Consider the following 26746-nt stretch of genomic DNA (forward strand, 5'->3'; position numbering starts at 1 on the left):
TTCGGGGATATCCATGAGCCAATCGACCCACAAAGCTGCTCCCAAGTCCGCCGCAGGCGAAGCATGGGAGACCATCGTCGTTGTGGTTGAAGCGCTGCTGATCGCAATCGTCCTGCGCTCGTTTCTCTACCAGCCTTTTTCCATTCCGACCGCGTCGATGCAGCAAACACTGATGATTGGCGACTATTTCGTCGCCAACAAGTTTGTCTGGGGATATGGCAAACATTCGTTTTCGCTGGGACGTTACGGCAATTTTACCCTGCTTGATTTTGAACTGCCAATCTCAGGCAGAATCCTGGGCCGCTCGCCCAATCGCGGCGATGTCGCCGTTTTCCGTCCCGTCCCGCAGACGGTTGAATATATTAAGCGCGTCGTGGGCCTGCCCGGTGACCGGATCCAGATGAAGCAGGGGCGGCTTTACATTAATGACGTCATGGTCGAACGCGAAAAAATCGGCACGGCTGAGGATACCGATAGCAGCGGTGATACGCGCGAAGTAACGGTTTACCGCGAAACCTTCCCCGAGGGCACTAGCCATACAATCCAGGAAATTTCGGACAATGGTCCGCTCGACAATACCCAGGAATATGTTGTTCCCGCTGGCCACTTCTTCATGATGGGCGACAATCGGGATCGTTCCGCCGATAGCCGGGTTCTCTCGGCCGTGGGTTTTGTTCCCGAAACCAATCTGGTCGCCAAGGCCGAAGGCTCGGTTCTTCTCGATCAAGGACAATATCCCACCCTGGCAGATCTGGCAGTGGCCCGCCAATGTGCGCTGGAACAGAATGTTCCAATCCGTCTATCAATGAGGTCACGCGCGCGCTCCCGATCGGGCCTTGAACAACGATTGGGCTATCAATTCGCCGATCCCGATCTATTGGATCGGGCATTGACCCATTCCAGTGCCATTTCGCCCAGCAAACGGATCGAACATTCCTATCAGCGGCTCGAATTCCTTGGGGACCGAGTTTTGGGTCTCGTTGTTGCCGACATGCTGTTTCGCAAACTGCCAAAGGCCAACGAGGGCGAACTTTCGCGCACACTCAATACCTTGGTGCGCAAGGAAACCTGCGCCATTATTGCACGAACGCTTGATCTCGGCCGCGAGATCAATCTGGGCGACAGCGAAGCGCGCACCGGCGGTGCCGAAAAGGACGCCATTCTCGGCGATGTGACCGAAGCCGTGATTGGTGCCATTTTTTGCGACGGCGGTTTGGGCAAGGCATATGAGTTCGTTGAGCGCATGTTCGGTGATCATTTTACCGTAGGGCAGGCGGACCGGGCCGATGCCAAAACCACGCTTCAGGAATGGGCGCAGGCTCGTGGATTGGAGCCACCCACCTACACACAGATCGAGCGCACTGGTCCCGATCACGCCCCCGAATTTACCATCGCCGTCGTCGTCGGCACCCATGAACCAATAAGCGCCATCGGCCCCTCCAAGAAAATCGCCGAACATAAGGCCGCAGAAATATTCCTGGTACGCCAGAAAGTCTGGAAAGAACCGGCATGACACCTGAACCTGATCAAACCAGTTGCGGATTCATAGCGCTGGTCGGTGCGCCCAACGCCGGTAAATCCACCCTGCTCAATGCGCTGGTCGGCACCAAGGTTTCAATCGTCACCCACAAGGCGCAAACCACCCGCTCGCAGGTGCGGGGCGTCGTTACAGTCGACAATGCCCAATTGGTGTTCATTGACACCCCAGGCATTTTTGCGCCCAAACGACGCCTTGATCGCGCCATGGTCGATAGTGCCTGGGGTGGAGCCGGCGATGCTGACCTCGTTGGATTTATCGTTGACGCTGAAAGGGGTTTAACGCCCGACCTTGAATCACTTCTTGAGGGCTTGGCGAATGTGCGTCATCCCAAAATCCTTATTCTCAACAAGGTTGATGCCGTCAAACGCGAGCACCTGCTCAAAATTTCCGAGGCCATCAACGAGAAGTTGCGATTTGAGGCCACCTTCATGATTTCGGCGCTGCGGGGAGATGGCGTCGCCGACCTGATGGATTGGTGCGTCAAGCACATTCCTCCCGGTCCCTGGCATTTTCCGGAAGACCATCTGACCGATCTGACCATGGCGATAACCTCGGCCGAAGTGACACGCGAAAAACTGTTCCTGCGCATCCACGACGAAATTCCCTACAACGCCACGGTTGAAACCGAGAGTTTCAAGATCCAGAAGGATGGCTCCTACCGGATCGATCAGGTGGTGTATGTTACCCGCAATACCCACAAAAAAATCGTGCTGGGTGCAGGCGGGCAGACAATCAAGGCCATTGGTGCGGAATCGCGCAAGGAGCCTGATGGAGATTTTCGAGGTGCCGGTTCACCTGTTCTTGTTCGTCAAGGTACGCGAAAAATGGGCCGATGATCCAGAGCGATACCGCGAGATGGGCCTGGACTACCCGCATGGAAAAAGCTGACACACCGTCAAAACCGGACACGCTTCTGCTGCGCGCCAGGCGTTGGGCCAAAGCCATAAAGCGCGACGTGATCGCCATATGGCTGGCCGCGCGTGACCGACGCACGCCATGGACGGCCCGCATTCTGGCGGCCGCCATCGCCGCCTACGCCCTGTCCCCGATTGACTTGATCCCAGACTTTATTCCGGTACTGGGATATCTTGACGACCTGCTCATCGTGCCGCTTGGCATTCTGGCGGTGATCAAACTCGTGCCAGCGCCGTTGATGGTCGAGTTTCGCCAAACCGCAGCGCACCGCGCCGAACGCCCCACCAGTCGCTTGGGTGCGATAGTCGTTCTGTTGCTATGGTGCCTCGCCATCTACGCCAGCATCGCCTTGCTGACAGACTTTTGGTAGGGGCAATATCGCGATGGAATGGACCGGCGAAGGCCTCTTGATCGGTGTCCGGCGCTTCGGTGAAAGCAGCGTTATTGCTGAAGCCATGGTGGTCGGGCGAGGTCGTCATCTCGGACTGGTCCGCGGTGGCCGCTCGCATCGCCATGCCGCCACCTTGCAACCGGGCAATTCGGTGCAATTGGTTTGGCGTTCGCGCCTGGAAGACAATCTGGGCACCTTCACGGTCGAATTGCTGCAAGCGCGCGCTGCCGAACTTATCGTTGATCGCAAACGCCTCTATCTCAGCCAACTGATCTGCGAACTCATGCACCTCTTGCCCGAGCGTGATGCTCATGATCGCCTGTTGGCGATGGCCTTCGCTCTTCTCGATCAACCAATCGATGCCGTCGCCATTGCCCGTTTTGAAATCAGCCTTCTCGATGAACTGGGCTTTGGCCTCGATTTGAGCGTCTGCGCTGCCACCGGTGCGACCACCAATCTTACCCATGTGTCGCCCAAATCCGGACGCGCTGTTTCAAATGCGGCGGCCCGGCCTTATCTCGACCGCCTGTTGCCCCTGCCAAAATGCCTGACTAGCACCGACGCGGCGACCCCTGACGATCTCGCGGCGGCATTCCGCCTGACCGGTCACTTTCTTGATCTGCACGTCTGGGGCCCGCGCCAGGCTCGATCCCCCTGCAACCCGCGACTCGCTTGTTGCACTGCTAACCAAGCCAAATTGATCGCGCATTTGGTTCCACGCAGTGTACCCGAAGCCGACCCCCTCGCGCGAGTTACCGATGAGGGCCCCTTTCGATGGCGACTGATCATGAAAAACCCGCAAATAGCCGGGTAAAACCGGCCAAAGCTGCTGCGTTTCCTGCGTTTTTTGTGCCAAGTCGCTATAGTGGCTTCCTGATTCGTTCCCGTGGAAACCCCCGTAATGGCCGATAACGCAACTCTGCCTCCCGCCGACGACCAGCGCGTTGTCGATTTGCGCCGGGCGCTGGAAGAGCGGTATTTGAGCTATGCGCTCTCCACCATCACCCAGCGCGCCCTGCCAGACGCCCGCGATGGGCTAAAGCCGGTGCATCGGCGAATCATCCACGCCATGCGCCTGCTCAAGCTCGATCCCAATCAGGGCTACAAAAAGTCGGCCCGCATTGTCGGCGACGTCATCGGTAAATTCCACCCGCATGGCGATCAGTCAATCTATGACGCCCTGGTACGTCTGGCGCAGGATTTTGCGCTGCGTTATCCACTTGTCGATGGTCAGGGAAATTTCGGCAATATTGATGGCGATAACGCTGCCGCCATGCGTTACACAGAAAGCCGCATGACCGATGTGGCAACGCGGCTGCTCGAAGGCATCACCGAAAACGCCATTGATTTCAAGGCGACATACGATGGGGAAGACGAAGAGCCCGTCGTGCTGCCGTCCAACTTCCCCAATTTGCTCGCCAACGGGTCAACCGGCATTGCTGTGGGTATGGCAACGTCCATCCCGCCGCACAATGTCGCCGAATTGTGCAATGCGGCGCTAAAGCTCATCAACAATCCCAAAGCCGAAATTGAGGACCTCATCCACGAGGATCTCTCCACGCCATCCCACCAGGATGATTTGCTGCGCGGCCCTGATTTCCCGACCGGCGGCGTCATGGTGGAAAGCCGCGAGGCAATGATCAACGCCTACAAGACCGGCCGTGGTGCCTTCCGGGTGCGGGCCAAATGGGAGGTCGAGGAAACCGGTCGCGGCGTCTACCTGATCGTGGTCACCGAAATCCCTTATGGCATCCAGAAGTCGCGACTGGTCGAAAAGATCGCCGAACTGCTGCTCGCCAAGAAACTGCCACTACTCAAGGATGTGCGGGACGAAAGCTCGGACGATATTCGTCTGGTGCTCGAACCGCGCGCACGTACCGTCGATGCCACCATATTGATGGAGCAATTGTTCAAGGTCACCGATCTTGAATCGCGTTTTTCGCTCAATCTCAACGTTCTCGATAAAGGCGCCGTGCCCAAGGTCATGAGCCTTGCCCAGGCGTTGAAAGCGTGGCTGGAGCACCGCAAGGAAGTGCTAGTGCGCCGCTCGAACTTCCGCCTCGGTCAGATCGCCCACCGGCTCGAGGTCCTTGGTGGCTATATCATTGCCTACCTTAATCTGGATGAGGTCATCCGCATCATCCGCGAGGAAGATGACGCCAAGGTCAGCCTGATGGCAACGTTCGACCTGACTGATGTGCAGGCTGAAGCCATTCTCAATATGCGCCTGCGCTCCTTGCGCAAACTCGAGGAAATCGAGCTGCGCAAAGAACACGCCAATTTGGCCGAGGAGCAAAAGCATATCGAAACTCTATTGGCGTCCGAAAAACGCCAATGGGGTGTCATTGCTGCCCAGATCACCGATCTCAAGGCCGACTACGGCAAGCAGACTGCGCTCGGTGCCCGCCGTACCCTGCTCGCCGCCGCACCCGATACCAATCTGGCCGAAATCACCGAAGCCTTTATCGAGCGCGAGCCGATCACGATAATCCTGTCCGAAAAAGGCTGGATTCGCGCACTCAAGGGCCACACCACCGAAGTTGACGAAAAAGGCTTCAAGGCTGGCGACAGTCTCAAATTGTCCTTGCACGCTGAAACAACCGACAAGCTGTTGATGCTGACCACCGGTGGTAAGGTCTATACTATCGGTGGTGATAAATTGCCCGGCGGACGCGGGCAGGGCGAGCCGGTGCGCATCATGGTCGATATTGACGAGGGCCATGACATTGTCGATATCGTCCTCTACCGACCGGGGGCCAAGCGCATTATTGCCTCGTCAGCGGGCTACGGCTTTGTTGTGGCCGAAGACGATATGATCGCCAATACCCGCAAGGGCAAGCAGATTCTTAATGTTTCCGGCGCTGTCGAAGCACGCCTGATGGTGCCGGTCGATGGCGATCGTGTCGCCGTTATCGGGCAGAACAGGAAACTGCTTGTATTCCCATTGGCGCAGTTGGCGACCATGGGGCGCGGCAAAGGCGTTCGCTTGCAGCGCTACAAGGATGGCGGCATTTCCGACATCAAGACGTTCTTCGCCGCCGATGGTCTGACATGGACCAACAGTTCGGGTCGCACCTTCTCCAAGCCGATGGAAGAATTGACCGAATGGCTTGGCGATCGCGCTGCCGCTGGTCGCCAGCCGCCCAACGGTTTCCCCCGCAACAACAAATTTGTTGGATAGCCCCGATGATCAGACACTGCGTCTTTGTAAAATTCCGTCCCGATGTCGACCAGGCGGCCCGCGATACCATCTTTGCCGAAGTCGCAGCGCTCAAGGATGCAGTCGAAGGCATGGTCAATTGCCATATTGGCAGCAATGTCAGCCCTGAGGGCTTGGGGCGCGGCTACGCTCACGGTTTTACCATGGACTTTCGAGACGCGAACGCGCGTGACGCTTACCTAGTCGCCCCGGTTCACAAGGCCGCTGCTGTCAATCTCATTGCAGCGCTCGAGGGTGGTGGGGATGGCGTAGTGGTCTTCGATCTCGAACTTTAACCCGCCGGAGCCTGAACCGAAAACCGAAACACCACCGGCAAATGATCGCTGGCGGTGCGCTGGCCTGCCTTGAGCGAATGCACCACAATGCCGTTGCGTGTTAGCACCTGATCCAGTGGCAAAAACGGGATTGTGTCGCGCCAGGCCCCAAAATAGTACCAGCGCATCGGATAGGTCACCAGATTGAGCGTCTGGCGGGTAAAGCCGTTTCCCTCGATAAAACCGCGCAACGCATAGGCCCACGGTGCCGAATTGAAGTCGCCTGCCAGAACCAGCGGCCCCTTTACCAATTCGACCGCTGCGCTCAGCCTGTCCAACTCGTCGTGCTGTCTGGCGATCGGCAATGGCCAATCCATATGTGTGGTCATCACCGTGAAAGCTGTACCGTCTTTAAGTGTGAATTTGGCAGTGATATGAGCGGTGCGTCGTGTCACATAGGCATTGTCGGGACAATTGCCGTCCAGAACCTGTTCAAATTTGAGCTTTGAATAGAGTGCTATATTGGCGCGCTTGCCGCCGCGACATCGCACAGAATAGGGATAGGCGGGTTTGAGCAATGGATCGAGGTCGCTGGCCTGCTCGCCAAAATACTCCTGCAGCACGATGATGTCGGGCTTGTCAGCCAGGATCGCCGCCAGCACTTCTTTCATATTGTAGTTCAGCCCGAACAGATTGTGCGTCATCATGGTTATGACGGGCCGATCACGGGGTTCGGTGGGGCGTTGCTGAACGCCTGCCAGATATTCAGGCACCAGAATGCTGGCGGATGCTGCCAGCCCAAGCCCCACAATTCCCACCGCAACCAATCGCCGTCGACCGCGCAGCAATATGGCAACGATGAATACGCCGAGCAGTGACGCAGGCAGCAGAAAAATCTGGCCATGATTGAACAGGTCGAACGCTGGCACCGCAAACCCGAAAAAGGCCAGAATCGCAATCGCGCCGCCCCCCAACGCGCCGGACAACAATCCCAGGCGCAACAGCTTTATTATTGAAGACATGAAAATCCTGCACTCAGACGCTGATACGACGTGTCCGCCGATTCTGCGTTTCACTCAAGCCGTGCCTAGCCCAGCAACTGCCAGCCACTGGAGCCGGATTGTACCTCAAGGGGAGAAAATTGAGCCTTGTAGGCCATTTTCTGGGAGTCTTTGACCCAATAGCCGAGATATACATATTGCAGCCCGGCCGCGCGCGTCTGCGAGACATGATCAAGGATCAGAAAATTTCCCAGTCCCCGGTGCTGCAGGTCCGGGTCGTAAAAACTATACACCATCGATAACCCGTCCGGCATGATATCGGTCAGAGCTACTGCCACCAGCCGCTGATTTGGGTCGTCCGCCAATCGATATTCCACCACCGCCGACTGCACCGGGGTGTCCTCCACCATATATTCATAGTCGGCATAGGACATTTGGGTCATGCCCCCACCTTCGTGGCGGGTCTCCAGATAGCGCTTGAACAAGTCATACTGTTCGCTACTGGCGACAGGAGGGCAGGTAGTCACATTGATATCGGCATTGGTCCTGAGCACGCGGCGAAACCGCGCTGATGGTGAGAAATCATTGGCCACGATCCGCACCGACCGACACTCGTTGCAGCCTTCGCAGGCGGGGCGATAGATCAGGTTCTGACTGCGCCGAAAGCCGTTTTCGCTCAACAGGTGATGTAGGGCTGAGGCGCGCCGACCGGTCAGGTGGGTAAACAGCTTTCTTTCCCGCCGATCCGGCAGATAAGGGCAGGGCATTGATGCTGTCATGAACAGCTGGGTATTTTCTGGTGTCTGGTCTGTCATCGAGAGCCCTGTTCCGCCCATCGGTGCAGTCTAATACTGCGCACGATCTGGCGCAATGTTCAATACGACGTCGAACCCGCCTGGCTACGTGCCCAGTGCCGCGCCATTGGCGACCGGCGCAACATCAATGTGCCGACGATCAGGTCATGAATCATCTGTTGGCGTGGCGTGAACAGTACAAACAATAGGGAAACCGGCCACGAAATCCATATCGTAACCCAAAATACCAGGGCATGAATAATCGCCAACCACCCATCTAGCGGCTGCCCGCGCGTCGGCGTCAAAACGATATCCATCATCTGCATGCCCAGCGTCGCGCGTTTGAACGAGCCAAGCGTTGCGCCGTAATACATCACGACCGAGATCGGAAGCACCAGCAACAAGGCGCCCCATGCCAGCCCGAACGTCAAAAACCCGACGACAACACCCACAATGGTAATGCTGGTGATCAGCGCCCCGATGATGAACAGGTCGATGAGATAGGCGGCAGCGCGCCGCAGCAACAGCCCTTCGAACAGGCTCGGGGGCCGTTGAAGGATCTGGAAGTTGGGGGCGCTTGTTTGTGTCGTTTGTCCTCATGGCCAATAGATTTGCACGATTAAAGTCCGGTGCAAGAGCAAATATCAATTTTGGTATCAAAAGTGGGCGCTCGAGGCGACTTATTCGTTCAGCAACCGCGCTGCCTCAAGCGCGAAATAGCTCAGGACGCCATCACAACCCGCGCGCTTGAAAGCGGTGAGGCTCTCAACCATCGCCGCTTGCCTGTCAAAACTGCCAGCGGCGCTCGCAAATTCGATCATCGCGTATTCGCCAGACACTTGATAGGCATAGATCGGTACATTGAAATTGTCCTTGGCGCGGCGAACGATATCCAGATAGGGCAGGCCGGGTTTGACCATTATGCTGTCCGCGCCCTCATCAATATCCTGCGCGATCTCACGCATTGCCTCGTCGGAATTGGCAAAATCCATCTGATAGGTGCGTTTGTCACCCTTCAGCCGGGCGCCTGTACCTACAGCCTCGCGGAACGGTCCATAAAAACACGACGCATATTTGGCCGCGTACGACATGATTTGCACATGGTCGAACCCGCTTTGGTCCAAAGCCTGCCGGATGGCGAAAACCCGGCCGTCCATCATGTCTGATGGCGCAATAATGTCCGCACCGGCTTTGGCCTGTACCAGGGCTGACTGCACCATGACCGCGATGGTTTCATCATTGAGCACATGGCCGTCCCGCACCAGCCCATCCTGTCCGTCGCTGGAATATTCGTCCAACGCTACATCGGCGATCAGGCCGATGTCGGGCACGGCGCTCTTGATGGCAGCGAGCGCCCGACACATCAGATTGCCCGGATTGAAAGCCTCTTCCCCGCCTTCGCTGCGCATATGGCCCGGCGTGTTGGGAAACAGCGCCATTGCAGGAATGCCGGCATCGCGCGCGGCCTTGGCCGCCGCCACCGCCAAATCGATGCTCAACCGTTCCACGCCCGGCATGGTCTTGATCGCCGTGCGCTCGTTCTGTCCGTCAATGACAAATATTGGCCAGATCAGGTCCGCAGTTGACAGGCTGGTTTCGCGCACCATGGCGCGGCTCCAGGCGGCTGCGCGCGGACGACGTAGTCTGCGTCCATCCAAAAAAGCCATGTCGTGTTTGGCCCAATCCGCCGCCATTCTATTCTCCTGTCGTTCCTGAGGCGATGTTTATCAGCCAATAGTGGGCACGCCTATAGCCCCGCTTGTCGCAGCGCGTGGCGCCGGTTAGAGATACAACATGGATTTCACTGCTCCCTATATCGGCCCTTACGTGCGCGTCGTCGCTCTGCTTAGCCTGCTCCTCGGCCTCAACGACGCCGGAAGGCTGCTTGGTGTTCAACTTGGCTCGGCCAGTCCCATTGCCGAATTCGGCGCCCAGGGTTTTATTCTGTTGGGCATCTTTGCCCTCTGTCGTCTGTTTGCCGCCGTTGGCCTGTGGATCAATGCCAGCTGGGGCGCTGTGCTTTTGGTGGGCGCCACAGCCGCGGAACTGATCCTCTACGTGACGGGCAATGAGGCGGTGCAAATGTCGGCGCTGGGATTTGCCGTCCGTCTGGTCCTGTTGATCAGCATCGTGGTCATTTTTGCCCTCGGCGTGCGCTACCGGCGCGCTCGGGCGCACGACTAGAGGGCGCATGGTAAACAGTTTCAACCTGTTTACACCGCGTTTAGGTTACAATTTTCTGACACAGTGTAACCATTCATAAAGCCAGATTCGCGAACTTTTTCAGTAAGATAGTTTTAAGTGTGCTGCTTAGGGTGATCTTAGGTGGGCTGCCCTAGTTTAGCCCTACGAGACGCGATCAATCGCGCAGTAAGAAAACAGTGTGAGGCAGAAATGGCAGTCAAATCCAACGCCGCCGAGGCAATGGTTCCCGGCACTACCCAGAGCCTGAAACCGCTCTATCTAGAAGCCGTGTCGCGGGTCGAACGCTTGCACCGTCGCTTGCTCGACCTGATCAAGGACGAATTCGACCGCATGGGTTGGGACGACATCAACCCGGTCCAGGCACTTCTCATGTTCAACATTGGCGATGCCGAGTCTCACGGCCGGTGAATTGCGGTCGCGCGGCTACTATCTTGGCTCAAACGTGTCCTACAATCTCAAAAAGCTGGTCGACACCGGTTACATCTTCCAGGAACGTTCGCGTTCAGATCGTCGCTCGGTGCGCATCAAACTGACACCTAAGGGCGAGGAAGTCGCTGAAGTGATTGACGAATTATATGATCGTCACTTGAAATCCATCGACAAGGTTGGTGGCCTTGGCGACGATGCCTTTGGCGATCTCAACAAATCGCTGGCCCGTCTGGAGCGCTTCTGGGTCGATCAGATCCTGTATAAGCTCTGAGAGCGTCGCCGTCCTGCGGCTGTTGCGCTGGAGCCACATCACATTCTTAAACGTCGGCCTTGTGCCGGCGTTTCTTATTTGTGCCGCAAATCACCGCAAATAGCTGCCAAGTATGGTATAGAAGCCGTTCCCGGAACATTTCCGCCGAACTGACTTCGGCTCCGCAGATCACGGCTGGTTTACTGCCGTTGTGAGACGGGGGGGCGGTTGATAAAAGCGCGCTGTGCAATTGCAGCGACAATTTGGGTGAACTGATGCGGCTCGATCGACGAAATCTACTCCGGACCATGGCAGTGGCAGGGGCTACGCTTGCAATGCCAGCGGTTTTGCGTGCCAACGCCACCGAGTCGTTGGCCGACATGTTTTCGCGGGATCGTGTCCTGCGCGATGGGGATGACATCGAGGCGACCGCCGAAGCCAAGGCATTGGTCAACACGCCCGAACCGCTCATGTCGTTCGATACCGCCAACAATCTGCAACTGGCAATTTCGCAGTACGAGCCATTCGTTGCCGCCGGTGGTTGGGAAGAAATTCCGCGCGACGCCTATCGCCTCAAGCTTGGCACCAGTCGCCGAGCCTGCAGTCTCACTGAAGCGCCGCCTGATGGAATCGGGCGATATGCCCACTACAGCAAGGCTGGACGAGACAGTGGACGCCGATACCGATCGCGCCATTCGAGCTTTCCAGGCGCGTCACGGTCTTATTGTGACCGGCGAAGTCGACGAGGCGACCTTTTATGCCATGTCGGTGCCCGCCGCAGACCGCCTCAATCAGCTATATCTAAACCTGCAACGAGTTCAGCGCCTCGCGCCGAACCTGTCGGATCGATATGTCGTCGTCAACATTCCGGCCGCTTCCATCGAGGCTGTCGAACTTGGTACGGTCGCCCAGCGCCATACTGCTGTTGTCGGGCGGGCCGATAGGGCCACCCCGATACTGGACAGCAAGATCTATCAGATCAATTTCAATCCGTACTGGCATGTGCCCAAGTCGATCATTCGCCGTGATCTGACAAAATACATGCAGGAAGACCCCGAATATCTGACCAAGTTCCGCATCCATATATACGATAGCAAGGGCAACGAGATTCAGGCGAATCAGATTGACTGGACCACGGAAGAGGCGGTCAATTACATGTTCCGTCAGGAGCCGGGCGCTGAAAACTCAATGGGCCACGTAAAAATCAACTTCCACAACAAGTATGATGTGTACCTGCACGATACGCCGACCAAATCCCTGTTTGGTCAGAACGCACGATTCCACTCGTCAGGGTGCGTCCGGGTTAGCGCGGTCAATGAGACTCGTGTCCTGGTTGCTGCGCGACAATGGCGGTTGGGATTTGAACAATGTCGACGGCGCCTTCAACTCTAACGAACGCCTCGATGTGGACATCAAAAAGCCGGTGCCCATTCACACCACCTACATTACCGCATGGGCAAACCGGTATGGTTCGGTGTCCTTCCGTGATGACGTCTATGAGTTCGACGCTCAGGGCCGGGTGACGTTCGACGATATTTGATTGGCCTGATCTCAGGCATTCAGTCCCAGACAAGCGCCCCCGCAAGCCGGGGGCGTATTTTTCGTGTATGGCCGAGAACCCGGTTTGCGCTATACTGCGAAAATATTGAGGTTAGTTGATTTGAATCAGCGGGTTAAGGCTATAATCCGATTCTGATTCACAACCTTAGGTCTGGAGTGCCGTGAGCAATTCCGAGGTGCTTTTCGAATTTGTCCGGGTAGGGCCACAGACGCGGGTCGCCGCAATCCATGGGGCAAGCGGCACTGAAGTAATTGTTATCGTGCCCACCTCAGCGTCGCGCGCCCAGATGCAGCAATTGGCCTTGGCAAAGCTACGAAAGAAAATGTCGACGCAATAGCGCCCGAAAGGGCAGGGCGTTTGGATGGTGCCATGCTTGCGGAATTTGCGTGTGAGAACGCTTGGATAGGCTGGCGCACCTATGCTACAGGCTGCGTCGAACCAACACTCCAGCACAACATCTCGGGTTTCCCCAGGAGCCGAACATGAGCGCAGCAATGTCCCAGCCGCTATACCCAAAGTTTTTCACCAATAGTTTGGCGAATGCAGATCCTGAAATCGCCGCCTCAATTCAGAATGAACTTGGCCGTCAACAAGACGAAATCGAGCTTATAGCCTCGGAAAATATTGTCTCGCGCGCCGTGCTGGAGGCACAGGGCTCGATCATGACCAACAAATACGCTGAGGGCTATCCCGGAAAGCGCTATTACGGCGGTTGTCAGTTTGTGGATGTCGCCGAGACACTGGCCATTGAGCGCGCAAAGCAGTTGTTCGGCGCCGGTTTTGCCAATGTGCAACCCAACTCGGGCAGCCAGATGAATCAGGCGGTTTTTCTCGCATTGCTCCAGCCCGGCGACACTTTTATGGGTCTCGATTTGAATTCGGGTGGTCACCTGACACACGGTTCGCCGGTTAACATGAGCGGCAAATGGTTCAACGTTGTGTCCTATGGTGTGCGTCGCGACGATCACCTGCTTGATATGGACGAAGTCGCCCGCCTCGCGCGCGAGCACAAGCCCAAGCTGATTCTGGCGGGCGGCACGGCATATTCGCGCGTCTGGGACTGGGCGCGCTTCCGCGAAATTGCTGATGAAGTGGGCGCCTATCTCATGGTTGATATGGCCCATATCGCTGGATTGGTGGCGGGGGGCGTTCATCCTTCGCCGGTACCGCACGCTCATGTCACCACCACCACCACCCACAAATCGTTGCGCGGTCCGCGCGGTGGCATGATTTTGACCAATGACGAGGCGATTGCCAAAAAAATCAACTCGGCGGTTTTCCCCGGGCTGCAGGGTGGTCCCTTGATGCATGTCATTGCCGCCAAGGCCGTCGCCTTCAAGGAAGCCCTGCAACCTGAATTCAAGGCCTATGCCCAGCAGGTTGTCCGCAATGCCCGGACGTTGGCCGCGACCCTGGTTGAGCACGGACTTGAAGTTGTCTCGGGCGGCACCGACAATCACCTTCTGCTGGTTGATCTGCGCAAAAAGAACGCCACCGGCAAACGGGCCGAGCAGGGCCTTGGCCGCGCCTACATCACTTGCAACAAGAACGGCATTCCTTTCGATCCCGAAAAGCCATTTGTAACCTCGGGCATTCGGCTGGGTACCCCCGCCGGGACGACACGCGGCTTTGGCGAAGCTGAATATCGTCAGATCGGCGAATATATTGTCGAAGTGCTCGACGGCTTGCGCGAAGCCAATTCCGACGAAGGCAACGCCGTCGTGGAAGCCGCGGTGCGCGACAAGGTCAAGGCATTGACCAGCCGTTTTCCCATCTATCCGCAAGCCTGAGGACCAGCCATGCGGTGTCCCTATTGCGGCAACGACGATACGCAGGTCAAGGACAGCCGACCAACCGAGGATTCGGGGGCAATTCGCCGTCGCCGGATCTGCAATGCCTGCGGTGGCCGATTCACCACTTTCGAGCGCGTGCAGCTGCGCGATCTGACCGTGGTCAAGAAGTCGGGCCGCAAGGTGCCGTTCGACCGCGAAAAGCTTTCCCGCTCAGTGTTTACCGCCCTGCGCAAGCGGTCGGTGGATCCCGAGCGGGTCGAACGCATGCTGTCAGGGATCGTCCGGCAACTGGAAAGTCTAGGCGATGTTGAAATCACATCGGACCAGATCGGCGACTACGCAATGGAGGGCTTGAAAGGACTCGACGACGTGGCATTCGTTCGGTTTGCCTCAGTATACAAGAATTTCTCGGCCGCCGACGACTTCCGCTCGTTCCTCAGCGAATTGGCACACAGTGATGAGCGTGACATTCAGGTGGATGACGATTGAGCCGGGCGTCAGCAGAGGACCTGCGCTGGCTCGATGCGGCGGTTCGCTTCGCCGAGCCATTTCGCGGCACTACCGCTGACAATCCCGCCGTCGCCGCCCTGATCGTTGACCCCGAACACAATACCCTCATCTCGCGTGCCATTACCGCCCCCGGCGGTCGACCCCATGCCGAGCCTCAGGCGCTCGAGGCCGCAGGCGGCCGCGCCAGGGGCAAAACCCTTTATGTCACGCTCGAACCCTGCAACCACTGGGGTAGAACGCCCCCATGCGTTGATGCGATAATTCGCGCCGGCATTGCCCGCGTCGTCATCGGTACCAAAGATGCCGATCCCAGAACATCGGGAAAAACTGCACAGCGCCTGATCGAGGCCGGGATCGAAATCGTCCAGGCCGATCACCGGCCGTCAGCGCGCCTGCACGAGGGGCACGCCAAACGGCAGGTGCGCGGACAACCATTTGTAACCGCCAAACTTGCGGTGTCTGCCGACGGACGCATCGGTCTGCCCGACTGGGGCAATCTTTCGATCACCGGCGAACCCGCCCGCCAATGGACCCACATGCAGCGTGCCTTTGCCGATGCCGTACTGATCGGTGCCGCGACCGCCAAGGCCGATGATCCCAAACTGACCGTTCGCATCAAGGGGCTGGAGCGCCGATCCCCGCTGCGCCTGGTGCTTGTCGGCGCTGAGGGGCTCGATGAAAAGTTGAATCTAATTGTCGGATTTACCGGCTATCGTGTTGCAATCATTGCAACTCCTGACGCCGAAATTTCTGTTCCGCCATCAATATCTGTGATCAGGGTGCCCGGCGTCAATGGTCGTCCAAACCTCGGTGCCATGCTGACGGCGCTGTCGAAAATGGGCATTGTTCACCTGCTGGTCGAAGGAGGCGCCAAGCTGAGCGAAGCTCTGTTGGACGAACATCTTGTCGACAGGTTCGAACTGTTAACCAGCAGCATCATGGTCGGAAAATCCGGTATTCGGGCGACCGAAAACGGCGACATGGAAAAACGCCTTGCTACCGCAGGCATGAGCGAAGTTGACGTGCATTCGCTCGGCGACGACATGTTGCACACCTTTGAAAAGCGCGCCAGGGACTAGAAATGTTCACCGGAATTGTAACTGACGTCGGCCGCCTGCTCGAAACCGAAGACCGCAATGATGGCCGTCGCCTGCGGATCGGTACGCGTTATGACGCATCGGGAATCGATCTGGGCGCCTCTATTACCTGCGACGGCATTTGTTTGACCGTGACCGCCAAGGGCCGCGACCAAACCGATTGGTTCGACGTTTTCGCCGCCACCGAAACGCTCAGCGTTACCCAAGTTGGTAACTGGCAGAATGGTCGGCGGATCAATCTGGAGCGGTCACTCAGGATCGGCGATGAACTGGGCGGTCACATCGTGTCGGGCCACATCGACGGCATGGCCGAGATCATCGAGCGGCACGATACCAGCGATCAGATCACCTTCAGTTTTGCCGTCGGTGATGCAATTGCCCCTTTCATCGCGAAAAAGGGCAGCGTTGCGCTCAATGGAACTTCGCTCACCGTCAATAGCGTCGATGGTAACAATTTTAGCGTACACTTGATCCCCTATACCGTCGCTGAAACATCGTGGGGCGACTATGGGGTCGGCGATCACGTCAATATCGAGGTCGATCCGATGGCGCGCTATGCCGCGCGGCTCTTTGAAACCCTTGGCACCATCCCGCCACGCCCGGCAAAATGAATCAGCTATCTGAGGGCCCTCGGTAGTCTTCTTACAAGGAATACATCATGAATGGTCAGCAGATAGCGCTCGTCACCGGTGCATCGTCGGGCATGGGTAAGGTCATTGCCAAACAACTCATCAAGGACGGGTTGACCGTCATCGTCGCGGCGCGCCGGGTGGGAAAAATGGATGACCTCGAAGGATTGGGGGCCCATCCAATTGCGCTCGATATTTCAAAAGAAGAGAGCATTACCGAGGCCGTCCACATCATCAGGGAACGCTTCGGTGGGGTGGATGTTTTGGTCAATAATGCCGGCTTCGGCCTCTACGGCGCGCTCGAGGACGTGCCGATGCACGATGCGCGCTATCAGTTCGAGGTCAATGTTTTTGGCTTGGCTCACCTGACTCAACTTCTGGTGCCCTACATGCGCGAACGCAGGGCCGGTAAGATCATCAACATCTCGTCGGTCGGTGGCAAAATCTATACGCCGCTCGGTGCATGGTATCACGCGACCAAACACGCCCTCGAAGGCATGTCGGACTGTCTGCGCCTCGAACTTTCCCAGTTCGGAATTGATGTGGTGGTCGTTGAGCCGGGTCTGATTGAAACCGAGTTCGGCGATGTCGTCGAAGGCCCGATGCTGAAACATTCAGGCACCGGTCCATATAAGGAACTGGCAGCACGAGTCGCGCGCGCAACCGCGGAGTCATATAAGCCCGGCGGCGCCTCATCGCCCCAGATCATCGCCGATATTGTCAGTCGCGCCATCAAGTCGTCGCGCCCCAAAACCCGCTATGCGGCAGGCAAATACGCCAAGCTGCTGATCAATCTGCGCAAATGGCTCGGTGATCGCATATTCGATCGCATTGTCATGAGTGTGGTGGGCTAACGCCCACCGCTTTCAGTTACGCCCTTCCAGCAATCGGAACAGGCAAGATCGCCATGGATGGAGGTTGAGTGTATGGCCTTTGGGCGATATACCCACTCGGCCCATCACCTTCACTGCGAGGTGATTGCACGCATGGTCTGCAATAAATGCGGTTTGAGGCACCGGCCAAATCGGGCAGCAAGCTGAGCGGCAGGTTTAACTTATGTGTCGGAACGGCCGGGTTTTCATTTTCTGTGAGATCCTTGGCGACACGCGCTAGTAAGGACTGATCCATGGCCTCGTCAGGCACTTCCATATCCATCGAGCCGGGCAGTGCCCAGGGCCAGCGCTTTCTTATTGTCGAGGCGCGCTACTATGCTGATCTGGCTGACGAACTGCTTGCCGGTGCCAAGCAGGCGCTCAAAGCTGCCGGCGCTGACCATGATGTCATTACCGTGCCCGGCGCGCTCGAAATCCCGGCCGCAATTGCCATGGCGCTGGAAACCGGCGACTACGATGGCTACATCGCGCTGGGCACTGTTATTCGGGGCGAAACAACGCATTATGAGATTGTGTCTGGCGAAAGCGCCCGCGCGCTGATGGAAATCTCGGTTGTTGACGCGTTACCCCTTGGCAATGGCATCCTGACGGTTGAAAACGAAGCGCAGGCTTGGGCGCGCGCGCGGGTCAGCGAACAGAACAAGGGTGGTGGTGCTGCCAATGCAGCGTTGGCTATGGCCGCACTCAAGGCACGATTGGGCGACGAGGCATGAGCGACATCCCAAAACGCACCGAGGGAGCAGATCGTACAGCCAATCAGCGTGGTGCCGCCCGGCTTGCTGCTGTCCAAGCGCTCTACCAGATGGATATCGGCCGGGTATCGCTGGAAGACACGTTGGCCCAATTCAGCGCCTTTCATCTCGGCCGTGAAATTGAAGGTGACCAATATCTGCCCGCCGACGCCGATTTCTTCCGCCAGATCCTCGCCGGGGTTGCCAAGCATCAGGCTCGAAATTGACCCGGCCATTGACAAGGCTCTTGTCGACAGTTGGCCCGTCGAGCGCGTTGATGCAACCTTGCGTGCCATACTGCGTGCCGCTGCCTTTGAGTCTCCTGCGCCGAAAAGACATCCCGCCGCGTGTCGTCATCACCGAATATGTCGACATTGCCAAGGCATTTTATGAGGATGATGCGACCGGCATGGTCAATGGCGTACTCGACAATATGGCCCGCGCGGCCGGCACCGATCTGGGCCAAACCACCTGGAAAACGCCACCGCAGCCATGAAAAAAGCCCCGGTTTGATGTCGGGGCTTTGTCAATCTTGAGCGTGGTTCCTAGAAGGACTGCAATATCTGATCGATAAATGAGCGGTCTTCGCCGAATGAGGCGGTCCGGCGGGTTTCGATCGCAATCACCTTGCCATCTTCAAGCGTGTACACAGCCTTGTCGACAACCTTTTTGTTCTTGTCGAAATACACCGCCAACACAGTACGCGACTTGATCATCTTGAGGCCGAACGCTGTTTCTTCGATTTTGGTCTGGACGTAGTAATACGCAGACTGTTCACCAAAAGTGTTGGTGGATTGTGGAGACCCCAGCACCAGTGTCACCAGTTCCTGACTCTGACCGGGTCGCACCTGCTTGAGCGCCGATTCAGAAATTTCATACCCTTGGGTATGCCGGGTCACGATGCCGCCGCTGCTGGAACAGCCTGCCAAGATCAGCGCAAGGGCGGTGGCGGTCACGATCGGCGCGACACGCCGGGTCAGAAGCTTCAATGCCATGAATTTGACTTTCCCGATGGCTCTCGACTATAGGCACACTGCGTTGCGCCAAACTTTGCGCACAATACGCGTCGACTGTTTAGCTGCCAACGCACCAATCTGGCAAGTTCTTAAGGCCAGTGCGAACAAATGCAAAGTGGCGAACGATCACGAGTCTGAAAGCAATCCATGATCCTGTCACTGTTTCGCAAGAACGCCCCGAGCGATGCTGTTTTTGCCGTCTACAATGCCATTGTGGCACAATCCCGGCAGGAGCGGTTCTACGCCGAATGGTTCGTCCCCGATACGGTGACTGGGCGCTTTGACATGATCTCGCTGCATTTGGCGCTGCTGTTTCGCCGCCTGCGTGCCGAAGACGCCGAATACAAAAAATTCAGCCAAAGCGTGTTTGATCTGTTTTTTAGGGACATGGACCGCTCGCTGCGCGAAATGGGGGCAGGGGATCTGGCTGTCCCCAAGAAAATTCAACAAATGGGTAATATATTTTTTGGGCTGCTGGCCGCGCTCAACAAGGCAATCGACCACGGTGACGCCGACGCGGTCGCTGAGGTCTTGAGTCGCAATATTTTTGAGGGCGCAGCGCCGCCTTCTATCGCAGCCTTTGCCAGCTATGTAATCGCGCAGGATAATTTGCTTGCCGCGCAATCGGCGCGCACTATTATTGAAGGCGCAATTGCATTCGAGGTTGCTGCGTGACTCACAAGAGCGAACCATTGTTTCTTGACGCTATTGTCCGCGTCGACAAATTGCACGCACCGGGGCGTGATGTAAGTGTTTCAACTGCCGGAACGCGGCTCGATGAATTGGCAGAAATTCTCAAGGTCACGGCGGTCGAGCGTTTTGACGCTACTGCTTTGGTCGCCCCCGTGCGCGGTGGCGTGCATGTTACAGGATCGCTCCGCGCTCGCATCGAACAGCCCTCGGTCGTCAGCTTCGAGCCCGTCTATCAGGATATCGACGAACCGATTGACCGCGTCTTCATGCCCGGCGCGAGCAAGCCAGCCAATCCGGCTGCTGGCGCCGAAATCTTTGTTGATCTGGAGGGCGACATTCCCGACCCGCTCGAGGGCCCTGATCTTGATCTGACCGACTTGTTGATCGAGACCATCGCACTGGCCATCGACCCCTATCCCCGCCGATCAGGCGAATCTCTTGAAACCCTTGGCGTGGCGGTAAATGACGAAGTGACCTCTCCCTTCGCCAGCCTCAAGGTGTTCAAAGATCCGTCAGGTAAGCAATAATGCCGTGCCAAGGCGGCTTTTGGAGTGGGGGTTGCACACCCCCGATGATGGGATATGTTGAACGACGCCCGCATGATGGGCTGAATCACGGGCGGAAATGATCGAAACCATAAGAATTTCTGTGGACGCCATGGGCGGAGACAACGGCCCGCGCGTTGCTCTTCACGGGGCAATGCTGGCCCTGAAAGAGCACAGCGACGCCAGTTTTGTCTTCCATGGCCCGACAGCAACGCTCACGCCGCTCCTGGATGAGTTTCCCGATTTGAAACCGGTATCGATCATTCGCGACTGCGATGTGGTGATCGCCATGGACGAAAAGCCCAGCCAGGCACTTCGCAAGGGCAAGGGTACCTCATCGATGTGGAATGCGTTGCAGTCGGTCAAGGACGACGAGGCCGATGTCGCCGTTTCTGGCGGCAATACTGGTGCGCTGATGGCAATGGCAACCTTTTGTCTTCGCCCGATCGAAGGCATTTCCCGTCCGGCAATTGCCGCCATCTGGCCAACTATGCGGTCCAACATCGTTGTACTCGATGTTGGCGCAACCATTGGCGGTGACGCCCAGCAATTGGTGGATTTTTCAATCCTTGGTACCGCGCTTGCCCGCGCCTTGTTTGCACGCGACAAACCGAGCGTTGGCCTGCTCAATATTGGTACTGAAGAGGTCAAGGGCCTCGATTCGATCAAGGACGCCGGAAAAATACTGGCTGCAGCCTCTGGTTCGGGGTTCACCTATCACGGTTTTGTCGAGGGTGATGATTTGGGCAAGGGTACGGTCGATGTCATCGTCACCGAGGGCTTTACCGGCAATATCGCGCTCAAGACCGCCGAGGGTACCGCGCGTCAGGTCGGCGCCTACCTGCGCAATGCCCTGAGTGCCAACCTGATGAGCAAACTGGGCGCCTTACTTGCCAGTTCGGCCTTGTCGGCGCTGCGTCAGAGAATGGACCCGCGCACCGTCAATGGCGGCGTTTTCCTTGGCCTGAATGGCATTGTCATCAAGTCGCATGGCGGCACTGATGAAATTGGCTATAAAAGCGCCGTTAATCTGGCCTATGAAATGGCGCGAAGCCGCTTGATCGACAAGATTGGCGAAGGCATGCGGCAGTTTCCGATCAGCGCCGTAACCGGCAATACCAGCCACCAGACAGAGGACAAGCCGGCGTGACCAAGCGTGCTATAATCCGGGGTACCGGCGGTTATCTTCCTGCCAATCTTGTGACCAATCAAAAATTGTCTGAAACGGTTGATACATCCGACGAATGGATCGTACAGCGTACCGGCATCAAACAGCGCTACATTGCCGCTGATGATGAGGTGACCTCGGATCTGGCAACCGCCGCCGCCAGGGAAGCGCTCGCCCGGGCCAATATGAGCATCGACGATATCGATATTGTCATTGTGGCCACCACGACGCCCGACATGACCTACCCCGCCGCCGCAACCATCGTGCAGCAAAAGCTGGGTATGCACCATGGCTTTGCCTTCGACATACAAGCGGTCTGCTCGGGCTTCGTCTACGCGATTGCCACCGCCGACAGCCATCTCAAGAATGGTATGGGGCGACGCGCACTCGTCATCGGTGCCGAAACAAATTCGCGCATCCTTGATTGGACCGACCGCGCCACCTGCGTGCTGTTCGGCGATGGTGCCGGGGCGGTGGTCCTGGAACTCGCTGATGAAAACGACCGCGGTATTCTCGCAACGAGCCTGCGGTCTGATGGCCACTTCTGGGACAAGCTCTATGTCGATGGTGGTCCATCGTCCACCCAGACGGTCGGTCACGTCCGAATGGAGGGGCGCGAAGTATTCAAACACGCGGTCGGCATGATCTCTGATGTGGTCTACACGGCGCTGGAACAGTCCGGCTTGACCGTTGATGATCTGGACTGGTTTGTTCCCCACCAGGCCAACAAGCGCATTATTGACGGGGTTGGCAACAAGCTGGGCCTCGCGCCAGACAAGGTCGTGGTCACCGTCGATACCCATGCAAACACATCTGCGGCCTCGGTTCCGCTCGCGCTTAATACTGCGGTTGTCGACGGTCGGATCAAACCGGGCGATCTGGTCATGATCGAGGCCATGGGCGGCGGCTTCACCTGGGGCGCCTCCCTCATTCGCTGGTAGTCACATCAGGCGCATTGACCTGTGACGTTTCAAGGCGTTAGTCTCCCTCAAGTCTGCAAACCTGTGCACCAGCCGACAAATCCTTGTCGCTGGGGTCGGGGCAATACCGCAGACCGGGTCGCATGGTTCCGTAGCGGCGGCATATACCTACCGCAAGCCAGAACAAGTGGGGCCACGAGAACGGGTCCGCAACACGATAACAGCCCTTTGGCAATGTGGGGATGGAGATGGCGCAAAAAACGGTAACGCGGGCAGATTTGGCCGAAGCGGTCTATGGCAGCGTGGGTCTGTCCCGAACCGAATCGGCGGAACTGGTGGAACGTGTGCTCGAATTGATTGGCGACGCGTTGATCACCGGGGGCAATGTAAAACTCTCCTCATTCGGCTCCTTTCAAGTTCGCTCCAAAAACGAGCGGATTGGCCGCAATCCCAAGACTGGCGAGGAAGTGCCCATCTTGCCGCGACGGGTTCTTGTGTTCAAACCAAGCAATGTGTTGAAATCCAAGATCAACAAATCTATGGTTGGTTCTGGAAAATAACACTTTCTCCCATGGGGAGCCTTGGTGGAAAAATCACCTGACGCCTTCCGCACGATCTCTGAAGCCGCCGATGAGCTGGATTTGCCGCAGCACGTCCTGCGCTTCTGGGAAACGCGCTTCGCCACCATCAAACCATTGAAGCGGGGCGGGGGACGACGCTACTATCGCCCCGAAGATGTCATGTTGCTCAAGGGCATCCGACACCTGCTTTACGATCAGGGCTTCACCATCAAGGGCGTGCAGCGCATCCTCAAGGATCAGGGCAGTCGCTATGTTATTGCCGTTGGCGAAGGCAAATCCATCGATGACATCATGCCGATGCTCGATGCCGCCGAGGACGCCGAAAATCAGGCACTGACCACTCAGCCGACAAATTCTCCGCCCGGTGGCCGCGTGCTCGATCAGGAGGATCGGGACAAGCTGTCCTCGGTGCTCAAGGAACTGCTCGATTGCAAGCGGTTGCTCGAACGGGCGCGCGAAAACTGATAGCCCGCGCCAGATCGCGTCCGCTCAGGTGAGCAACGTCCGTCGAACCGCCAGATCCCATCCAGCCAGCTTGTCGATACGATTAGCCTCGTCCATCTGCGGTTCGAACCGCGTATCGCGCTCCCAACTCGCCGCAAACTCGGCCTGGCCCGGCCACACCCCGACCTTGGACCCGGCGAGCCACGCCGCACCAACAGCGGTGGTTTCCAGAATGGTCGGGCGATCAACCGGCGCATTCAATATGTCTGCCAGAAATTGCATGGTCCAGTTGGAAGCGACCATGCCGCCATCCACCCGCAACACTGTATCGCCGTGACTTGCCCAATCCTTGCGCATGGCGCTCAGCAGGTCGCGCGTTTGGTAGCAAACCGCCTCAAGCACCGCCTTGGCGATCTCGGCCGGGCCGGAATTGCGGGTCAGCCCATAAATGGCCCCACGTGCCTCGGAATCCCACCAGGGCGCCCCAAGGCCCACGAAAGCTGGGACCATATAGACATTCTGGCTGGGATCGGCTGAGCGCGCCAAGGGTCCGGTTTCACTGGCCGATTTGACCAGTCCCAGCCCATCACGCAGCCACTGCACAGCCGCTCCGGCGATAAATATCGAGCCTTCAAGCGCATAGGCTCGTTTTGCCATCGAGACGATAGGCGATGGTGGTCAGCAGCCGGTTTTGGGATCGCACCAGATCGCTGCCAGTATTAAGGAGTGCAAAGCACCCCGTGCCATAGGTGGATTTCAACATGCCCGGCTCAAAGCAGGCCTGGCCAATGGTGGCCGCATGCTGGTCACCGGCCACCCCGCATATCGGTATTGCCGCCCCGAACAGCGCGCTGTCGGCGACGCCGAAATCATCGGCGCAATCCTTGATTTCGGGTAGCAGGCTGGCCGGAATATCCAGCACGCCCAGCAATTCCTCGTCCCAGTCATTGTCCTCGATATTGTAGATCAAGGTGCGACAGGCATTGGTCGCGTCGGTCGCATGCACGGTGCCGCCGGTTAGCCGCCAGATGAGAAAACTGTCAATGGTGCCAAACGCCAACGCGCCTTTTTCGGCACGTTCCCGAGCGCCCTCCACATTGTCCAGCAGCCACTTGATTTTGGTGCCTGAAAAATAGGGATCGAGCAGCAGGCCCGTCTTGTCGGTAAAGAGTTTCTCCTTGCCCGTCACGCGTAGGGACGCGCAATAGGCGCTGGTACGTCGGTCCTGCCAGACTATGGCATTGTGAATTGGCTCGCCGGTCTCCCGGTCCCAGATCAACGTGGTTTCGCGCTGGTTGGTAATGCCAATCGCCGCGATTTCCTGCGACTCGATACCAGCCTTGCGCAACGCGTCTTGAATAGTTGCGACGACGCTCTGCCAGATTTCTTCCGGGTCATGCTCCACCCAGCCATCGTGCGGAAAAATCTGGCGAAACTCCTGCTGTCCCAACCCAACTATTTGTCGTGCTGCATCGAAAATGATCGCCCGGCTCGATGTCGTGCCCTGGTCAATCGCGAGAATGTAGCCGCTCATACTGTCCCCCGCTGCCGTCCAATGCGGTCTTTGTCGTCAGATATTTTTCCAGCTTGATAACGTCTTCAGGCTGGACACGTAACCCCAGCTTGGTTCGCCGCCACAAAATGTCGGTCGCGGTGTGTGCCCATTCATGGGCAACCAGATAGTCCACCTCGCATGCATAAAGATCAGCGCCGAAATGTTCGCCAAGGTCCCCAATCTGACGCGCATCACCCAGCAGATCCCGCGCCAGCGTGCCATATAGCCGCGTCAACCGGGTCGTGAGGGCGGTCGGCAATTCACTGTAGTCCTTGTGCAGGCGCCGCGTTTCGGCCTCGAAAGCCAATGGTTCGAAGTCGCCACCTGGCAATTTTGCCTGCTTTGTCCAGGCTGGTTGTCGTTCGCCCAAAACCTGTTCAACGCGCTCAAGCACGGATTCCGCCAACCGCCGTGACGTTGTCAACTTGCCGCCAAACACATTGATCACTGCGCCTTCTTCGGCCGTGCCGTCGGTCTTGAGCACATAGTCGCGCGTCGCCTCCTGCGCGGCGCTGGCGCCATCGTTGAATAGCGGGCGAACACCTGAATAGGCTCCAGACAATCTGGTCCCGGCCTATCGGATTCAGGAAATATTCACTGGCCGCCGCACAAAGATAGTTGGTTTCCTGTTCGCTGATCCTGACATCTCGCGGATCGCCGTGGAAATCCTCGTCGGTCGTCCCGATCAGCGTAAAATCATGCTCATAGGGAATGGCGAATATTATGCGGCCGTCGCTGTTTTGAAAAATGTAGCAGCGATCATGCTCAAATTGTTTCTTGACCACGATGTGGCTACCCTTGACCAGCCGCACATTGTGCGCGCCGCGCTTGCCGAGCGCCCCACCGATGACCTCATCGACCCAGGGGCCCGCCGCATTGACCAACAATCGCGCCCGAACTTCGTCGCGTGTGCCGTCTTCGGTTTCAGTCTCCACCTGCCAGACGCCGTCCAGCCGACGCGCGGAAATCACCTTGGTCCGCGTATTGATCGTCGCACCCTTGTCGGCCGCGTCGCGCGCATTCAAAACCACGAAGCGCGCATCATCCACCCAGCAATCGGAATACTCAAATCCGAGCCGATAGCCGGGCTTCAGTGCCTTTCCGGTTTCATGCGTGCGCAAATCCAGCGATTTGGTTGGCGGCAGCAGTTTGCGGCCCCCCATATAATCATACATCGCCAATCCGGCCCGCAGCACCATGGCGGGCCGTAGTCCCCGGTGATGCGGCAGCACGAACCGTAAGGGCCAGATGATGTGTGGCGCTGCCGCCCACAACACTTCACGTTCCGCCAGCGCCTCATGCACCAGCCGAAACTCGTAATGTTCAAGATAGCGCAGGCCGCCATGAACCAGTTTTGTTGCCGCCGACGAGGTGCCCGAGGCCAGATCATTCATCTCCGCCAGCATCACCGAAAACCCGCGTCCAATCGCATCGCGGGCAACGCTGGTGCCATTGATTCCCCCGCCGATGACGAAAACATCAACCATTGCCGCTTCGACCATGAATTTCGGTTCCTTACCTGCCCTGCGCGTATTGCATTCGTTTATAGTCGAATTGGTTTCGAGTGAGAACAATAAACTTTCGCGTCACCATCGACCACATTATTGCATG

General features: G+C 57.4%; 27 protein-coding genes and 5 pseudogenes. 24 read left to right on the top strand and 8 right to left on the bottom strand.

The window, feature by feature from the left end:
- The first annotated feature begins 13 nt into the window (after window positions 1-13).
- From rnc to PSQ19_RS01895, 6 genes and pseudogenes are all read left to right on the top strand, one after another.
- A complete protein-coding gene (rnc, locus tag PSQ19_RS19265; protein WP_328517713.1) occupies window positions 14-1513 on the top strand; it encodes a ribonuclease III in 1500 nt (499 codons plus the stop codon).
- A pseudogene (gene era / locus PSQ19_RS01875) lies at window positions 1510-2428 on the top strand (GTPase Era). The gene rnc and the pseudogene era overlap by 4 nt, the downstream one beginning before the upstream one ends.
- Entirely contained in the window at window positions 2415-2825 is a 411-nt protein-coding gene (locus PSQ19_RS01880; RefSeq protein ID WP_282219392.1) for a YkvA family protein, read from the top strand. Before era ends, PSQ19_RS01880 begins: the two are co-directional and overlap by 14 nt.
- Before the next feature lie 13 nt (window positions 2826-2838).
- Window positions 2839-3660: a DNA repair protein RecO gene (gene recO / locus PSQ19_RS01885; protein ID WP_282219393.1), complete on the top strand. Its 822-nt coding sequence runs from the start codon at window positions 2839-2841 to the stop codon at window positions 3658-3660.
- A gap of 87 nt (window positions 3661-3747) precedes the next feature.
- A complete protein-coding gene (gene parC / locus PSQ19_RS01890; RefSeq protein ID WP_282219394.1) occupies window positions 3748-6027 on the top strand; it encodes a DNA topoisomerase IV subunit A in 2280 nt (759 codons plus the stop codon).
- 5 nt (window positions 6028-6032) lie between these two features.
- Window positions 6033-6341, top strand: coding sequence for a Dabb family protein (locus tag PSQ19_RS01895; protein ID WP_282219395.1), 309 nt, complete (start codon window positions 6033-6035; stop codon window positions 6339-6341).
- Here PSQ19_RS01895 and PSQ19_RS01900 read toward each other — a convergent pair.
- From PSQ19_RS01900 to hemB, 4 genes are all read right to left on the bottom strand, one after another.
- Window positions 6338-7342: an endonuclease/exonuclease/phosphatase family protein gene (locus PSQ19_RS01900; protein WP_282219396.1), complete on the bottom strand. Its 1005-nt coding sequence runs from the start codon at window positions 7340-7342 to the stop codon at window positions 6338-6340. The genes PSQ19_RS01895 and PSQ19_RS01900 overlap by 4 nt on opposite strands.
- 65 nt (window positions 7343-7407) lie before the next feature.
- On the bottom strand, window positions 7408-8136 hold the full coding sequence (locus tag PSQ19_RS01905; protein WP_282219397.1) for an arginyltransferase: 729 nt from the start codon (window positions 8134-8136) through the stop codon (window positions 7408-7410).
- 59 nt (window positions 8137-8195) lie between these two features.
- Window positions 8196-8639, bottom strand: a complete 444-nt coding sequence (locus PSQ19_RS01910; protein ID WP_282219398.1) for an RDD family protein — start codon at window positions 8637-8639, stop codon at window positions 8196-8198.
- Window positions 8640-8795: 156 nt separating this feature from the next.
- Window positions 8796-9809 (bottom strand): porphobilinogen synthase, encoded by a 1014-nt coding sequence (gene hemB / locus PSQ19_RS01915; RefSeq protein WP_282219399.1) that lies wholly within the window; start codon window positions 9807-9809, stop codon window positions 8796-8798.
- A gap of 100 nt (window positions 9810-9909) precedes the next feature.
- On the opposite strand from hemB, the gene PSQ19_RS01920 reads away from it, so the two are divergent.
- Both PSQ19_RS01920 and ldtR read left to right on the top strand, forming a co-directional pair.
- The gene (locus PSQ19_RS01920) at window positions 9910-10299 is read left to right on the top strand and encodes a hypothetical protein (RefSeq protein WP_282219400.1); all 390 of its coding nucleotides are present in this window, start codon (window positions 9910-9912) and stop codon (window positions 10297-10299) included.
- Between the two features lie 210 nt (window positions 10300-10509).
- Window positions 10510-11020, top strand: a pseudogene (gene ldtR, locus PSQ19_RS01925) (transcriptional regulator LdtR).
- A 275-nt stretch (window positions 11021-11295) separates the two neighbouring features.
- On the opposite strand, the gene PSQ19_RS01930 reads toward ldtR, so the two are convergent.
- Entirely contained in the window at window positions 11296-11694 is a 399-nt protein-coding gene (locus PSQ19_RS01930; RefSeq protein ID WP_282219401.1) for a hypothetical protein, read from the bottom strand.
- Here PSQ19_RS01930 and PSQ19_RS01935 point away from each other — a divergent pair.
- From PSQ19_RS01935 to nusB, 10 genes and pseudogenes are all read left to right on the top strand, one after another.
- Window positions 11639-12391 (top strand): L,D-transpeptidase family protein, encoded by a 753-nt coding sequence (locus tag PSQ19_RS01935; protein ID WP_328517714.1) that lies wholly within the window; start codon window positions 11639-11641, stop codon window positions 12389-12391. The genes PSQ19_RS01930 and PSQ19_RS01935 overlap by 56 nt on opposite strands.
- Window positions 12360-12539, top strand: a complete 180-nt coding sequence (locus PSQ19_RS01940; RefSeq protein WP_282219403.1) for a hypothetical protein — start codon at window positions 12360-12362, stop codon at window positions 12537-12539. Before PSQ19_RS01935 ends, PSQ19_RS01940 begins: the two co-directional genes overlap by 32 nt.
- Window positions 12540-12735: 196 nt before the next feature.
- Window positions 12736-12897 (top strand): DUF6898 family protein, encoded by a 162-nt coding sequence (locus PSQ19_RS19625; protein ID WP_407649191.1) that lies wholly within the window; start codon window positions 12736-12738, stop codon window positions 12895-12897.
- A gap of 157 nt (window positions 12898-13054) precedes the next feature.
- Window positions 13055-14350, top strand: a complete 1296-nt coding sequence (gene glyA / locus PSQ19_RS01945; protein WP_282220774.1) for a serine hydroxymethyltransferase — start codon at window positions 13055-13057, stop codon at window positions 14348-14350.
- A 9-nt stretch (window positions 14351-14359) separates the two neighbouring features.
- Complete coding sequence (nrdR, locus tag PSQ19_RS01950; protein ID WP_282219404.1) at window positions 14360-14842, top strand: transcriptional regulator NrdR; 483 nt, start codon at window positions 14360-14362, stop codon at window positions 14840-14842.
- Window positions 14839-15942: a bifunctional diaminohydroxyphosphoribosylaminopyrimidine deaminase/5-amino-6-(5-phosphoribosylamino)uracil reductase RibD gene (gene ribD / locus PSQ19_RS01955; RefSeq protein ID WP_282219405.1), complete on the top strand. Its 1104-nt coding sequence runs from the start codon at window positions 14839-14841 to the stop codon at window positions 15940-15942. Before nrdR ends, ribD begins: the two co-directional genes overlap by 4 nt.
- A 2-nt stretch (window positions 15943-15944) precedes the next feature.
- Window positions 15945-16571 (top strand): riboflavin synthase, encoded by a 627-nt coding sequence (locus PSQ19_RS01960; protein ID WP_282219406.1) that lies wholly within the window; start codon window positions 15945-15947, stop codon window positions 16569-16571.
- A 47-nt stretch (window positions 16572-16618) separates the two neighbouring features.
- Window positions 16619-17443, top strand: a complete 825-nt coding sequence (locus PSQ19_RS01965) for an oxidoreductase (RefSeq protein WP_282219407.1) — start codon at window positions 16619-16621, stop codon at window positions 17441-17443.
- Between the two features lie 272 nt (window positions 17444-17715).
- Window positions 17716-18195 carry a 6,7-dimethyl-8-ribityllumazine synthase gene (locus PSQ19_RS01970; protein ID WP_282219408.1) on the top strand — a complete coding sequence of 160 codons (480 nt, stop codon included), beginning with the start codon at window positions 17716-17718 and terminating at the stop codon, window positions 18193-18195.
- Window positions 18192-18709 (top strand): annotated as a pseudogene (gene nusB, locus PSQ19_RS01975) (transcription antitermination factor NusB). Before PSQ19_RS01970 ends, nusB begins: the two are co-directional and overlap by 4 nt.
- 49 nt (window positions 18710-18758) lie before the next feature.
- On the opposite strand, the gene PSQ19_RS01980 reads toward nusB, so the two are convergent.
- A complete protein-coding gene (locus PSQ19_RS01980) occupies window positions 18759-19208 on the bottom strand; it encodes an outer membrane protein assembly factor BamE (protein ID WP_282219409.1) in 450 nt (149 codons plus the stop codon).
- Between the two features lie 168 nt (window positions 19209-19376).
- On the opposite strand from PSQ19_RS01980, the gene PSQ19_RS01985 reads away from it, so the two are divergent.
- The 6 genes from PSQ19_RS01985 to PSQ19_RS02010 all read left to right on the top strand — a co-directional run bounded on the left by PSQ19_RS01985 (window position 19377) and on the right by PSQ19_RS02010 (window position 23601).
- Window positions 19377-19904 carry a ubiquinol-cytochrome C chaperone family protein gene (locus PSQ19_RS01985; RefSeq protein WP_282219410.1) on the top strand — a complete coding sequence of 176 codons (528 nt, stop codon included), beginning with the start codon at window positions 19377-19379 and terminating at the stop codon, window positions 19902-19904.
- Window positions 19901-20449 carry a YceD family protein gene (locus tag PSQ19_RS01990; RefSeq protein ID WP_282219411.1) on the top strand — a complete coding sequence of 183 codons (549 nt, stop codon included), beginning with the start codon at window positions 19901-19903 and terminating at the stop codon, window positions 20447-20449. Before PSQ19_RS01985 ends, PSQ19_RS01990 begins: the two co-directional genes overlap by 4 nt.
- 97 nt (window positions 20450-20546) lie before the next feature.
- On the top strand, window positions 20547-21617 hold the full coding sequence (plsX, locus tag PSQ19_RS01995) for a phosphate acyltransferase PlsX (RefSeq protein WP_282219412.1): 1071 nt from the start codon (window positions 20547-20549) through the stop codon (window positions 21615-21617).
- Window positions 21614-22576: a beta-ketoacyl-ACP synthase III gene (locus PSQ19_RS02000; protein WP_282219413.1), complete on the top strand. Its 963-nt coding sequence runs from the start codon at window positions 21614-21616 to the stop codon at window positions 22574-22576. Before plsX ends, PSQ19_RS02000 begins: the two co-directional genes overlap by 4 nt.
- Window positions 22577-22803: 227 nt before the next feature.
- Window positions 22804-23115 carry an integration host factor subunit alpha gene (locus PSQ19_RS02005; protein WP_282219414.1) on the top strand — a complete coding sequence of 104 codons (312 nt, stop codon included), beginning with the start codon at window positions 22804-22806 and terminating at the stop codon, window positions 23113-23115.
- 24 nt (window positions 23116-23139) lie between these two features.
- On the top strand, window positions 23140-23601 hold the full coding sequence (locus tag PSQ19_RS02010) for a MerR family transcriptional regulator (RefSeq protein ID WP_282219415.1): 462 nt from the start codon (window positions 23140-23142) through the stop codon (window positions 23599-23601).
- Window positions 23602-23625: 24 nt separating this feature from the next.
- Here PSQ19_RS02010 and glpK read toward each other — a convergent pair.
- Window positions 23626-25114: pseudogene (glpK, locus tag PSQ19_RS02015) on the bottom strand (glycerol kinase GlpK).
- Window positions 25089-26637 (bottom strand): annotated as a pseudogene (glpD, locus tag PSQ19_RS02020) (glycerol-3-phosphate dehydrogenase). Before glpD ends, glpK begins: the two co-directional pseudogenes overlap by 26 nt.
- Between the last annotated feature and the right edge of the window lie 109 nt (window positions 26638-26746).

The sequence above is a fragment of the Devosia algicola genome, from assembly GCF_028816455.1.
In the GTDB taxonomy this organism is placed as follows: domain Bacteria; phylum Pseudomonadota; class Alphaproteobacteria; order Rhizobiales; family Devosiaceae; genus Devosia; species Devosia algicola.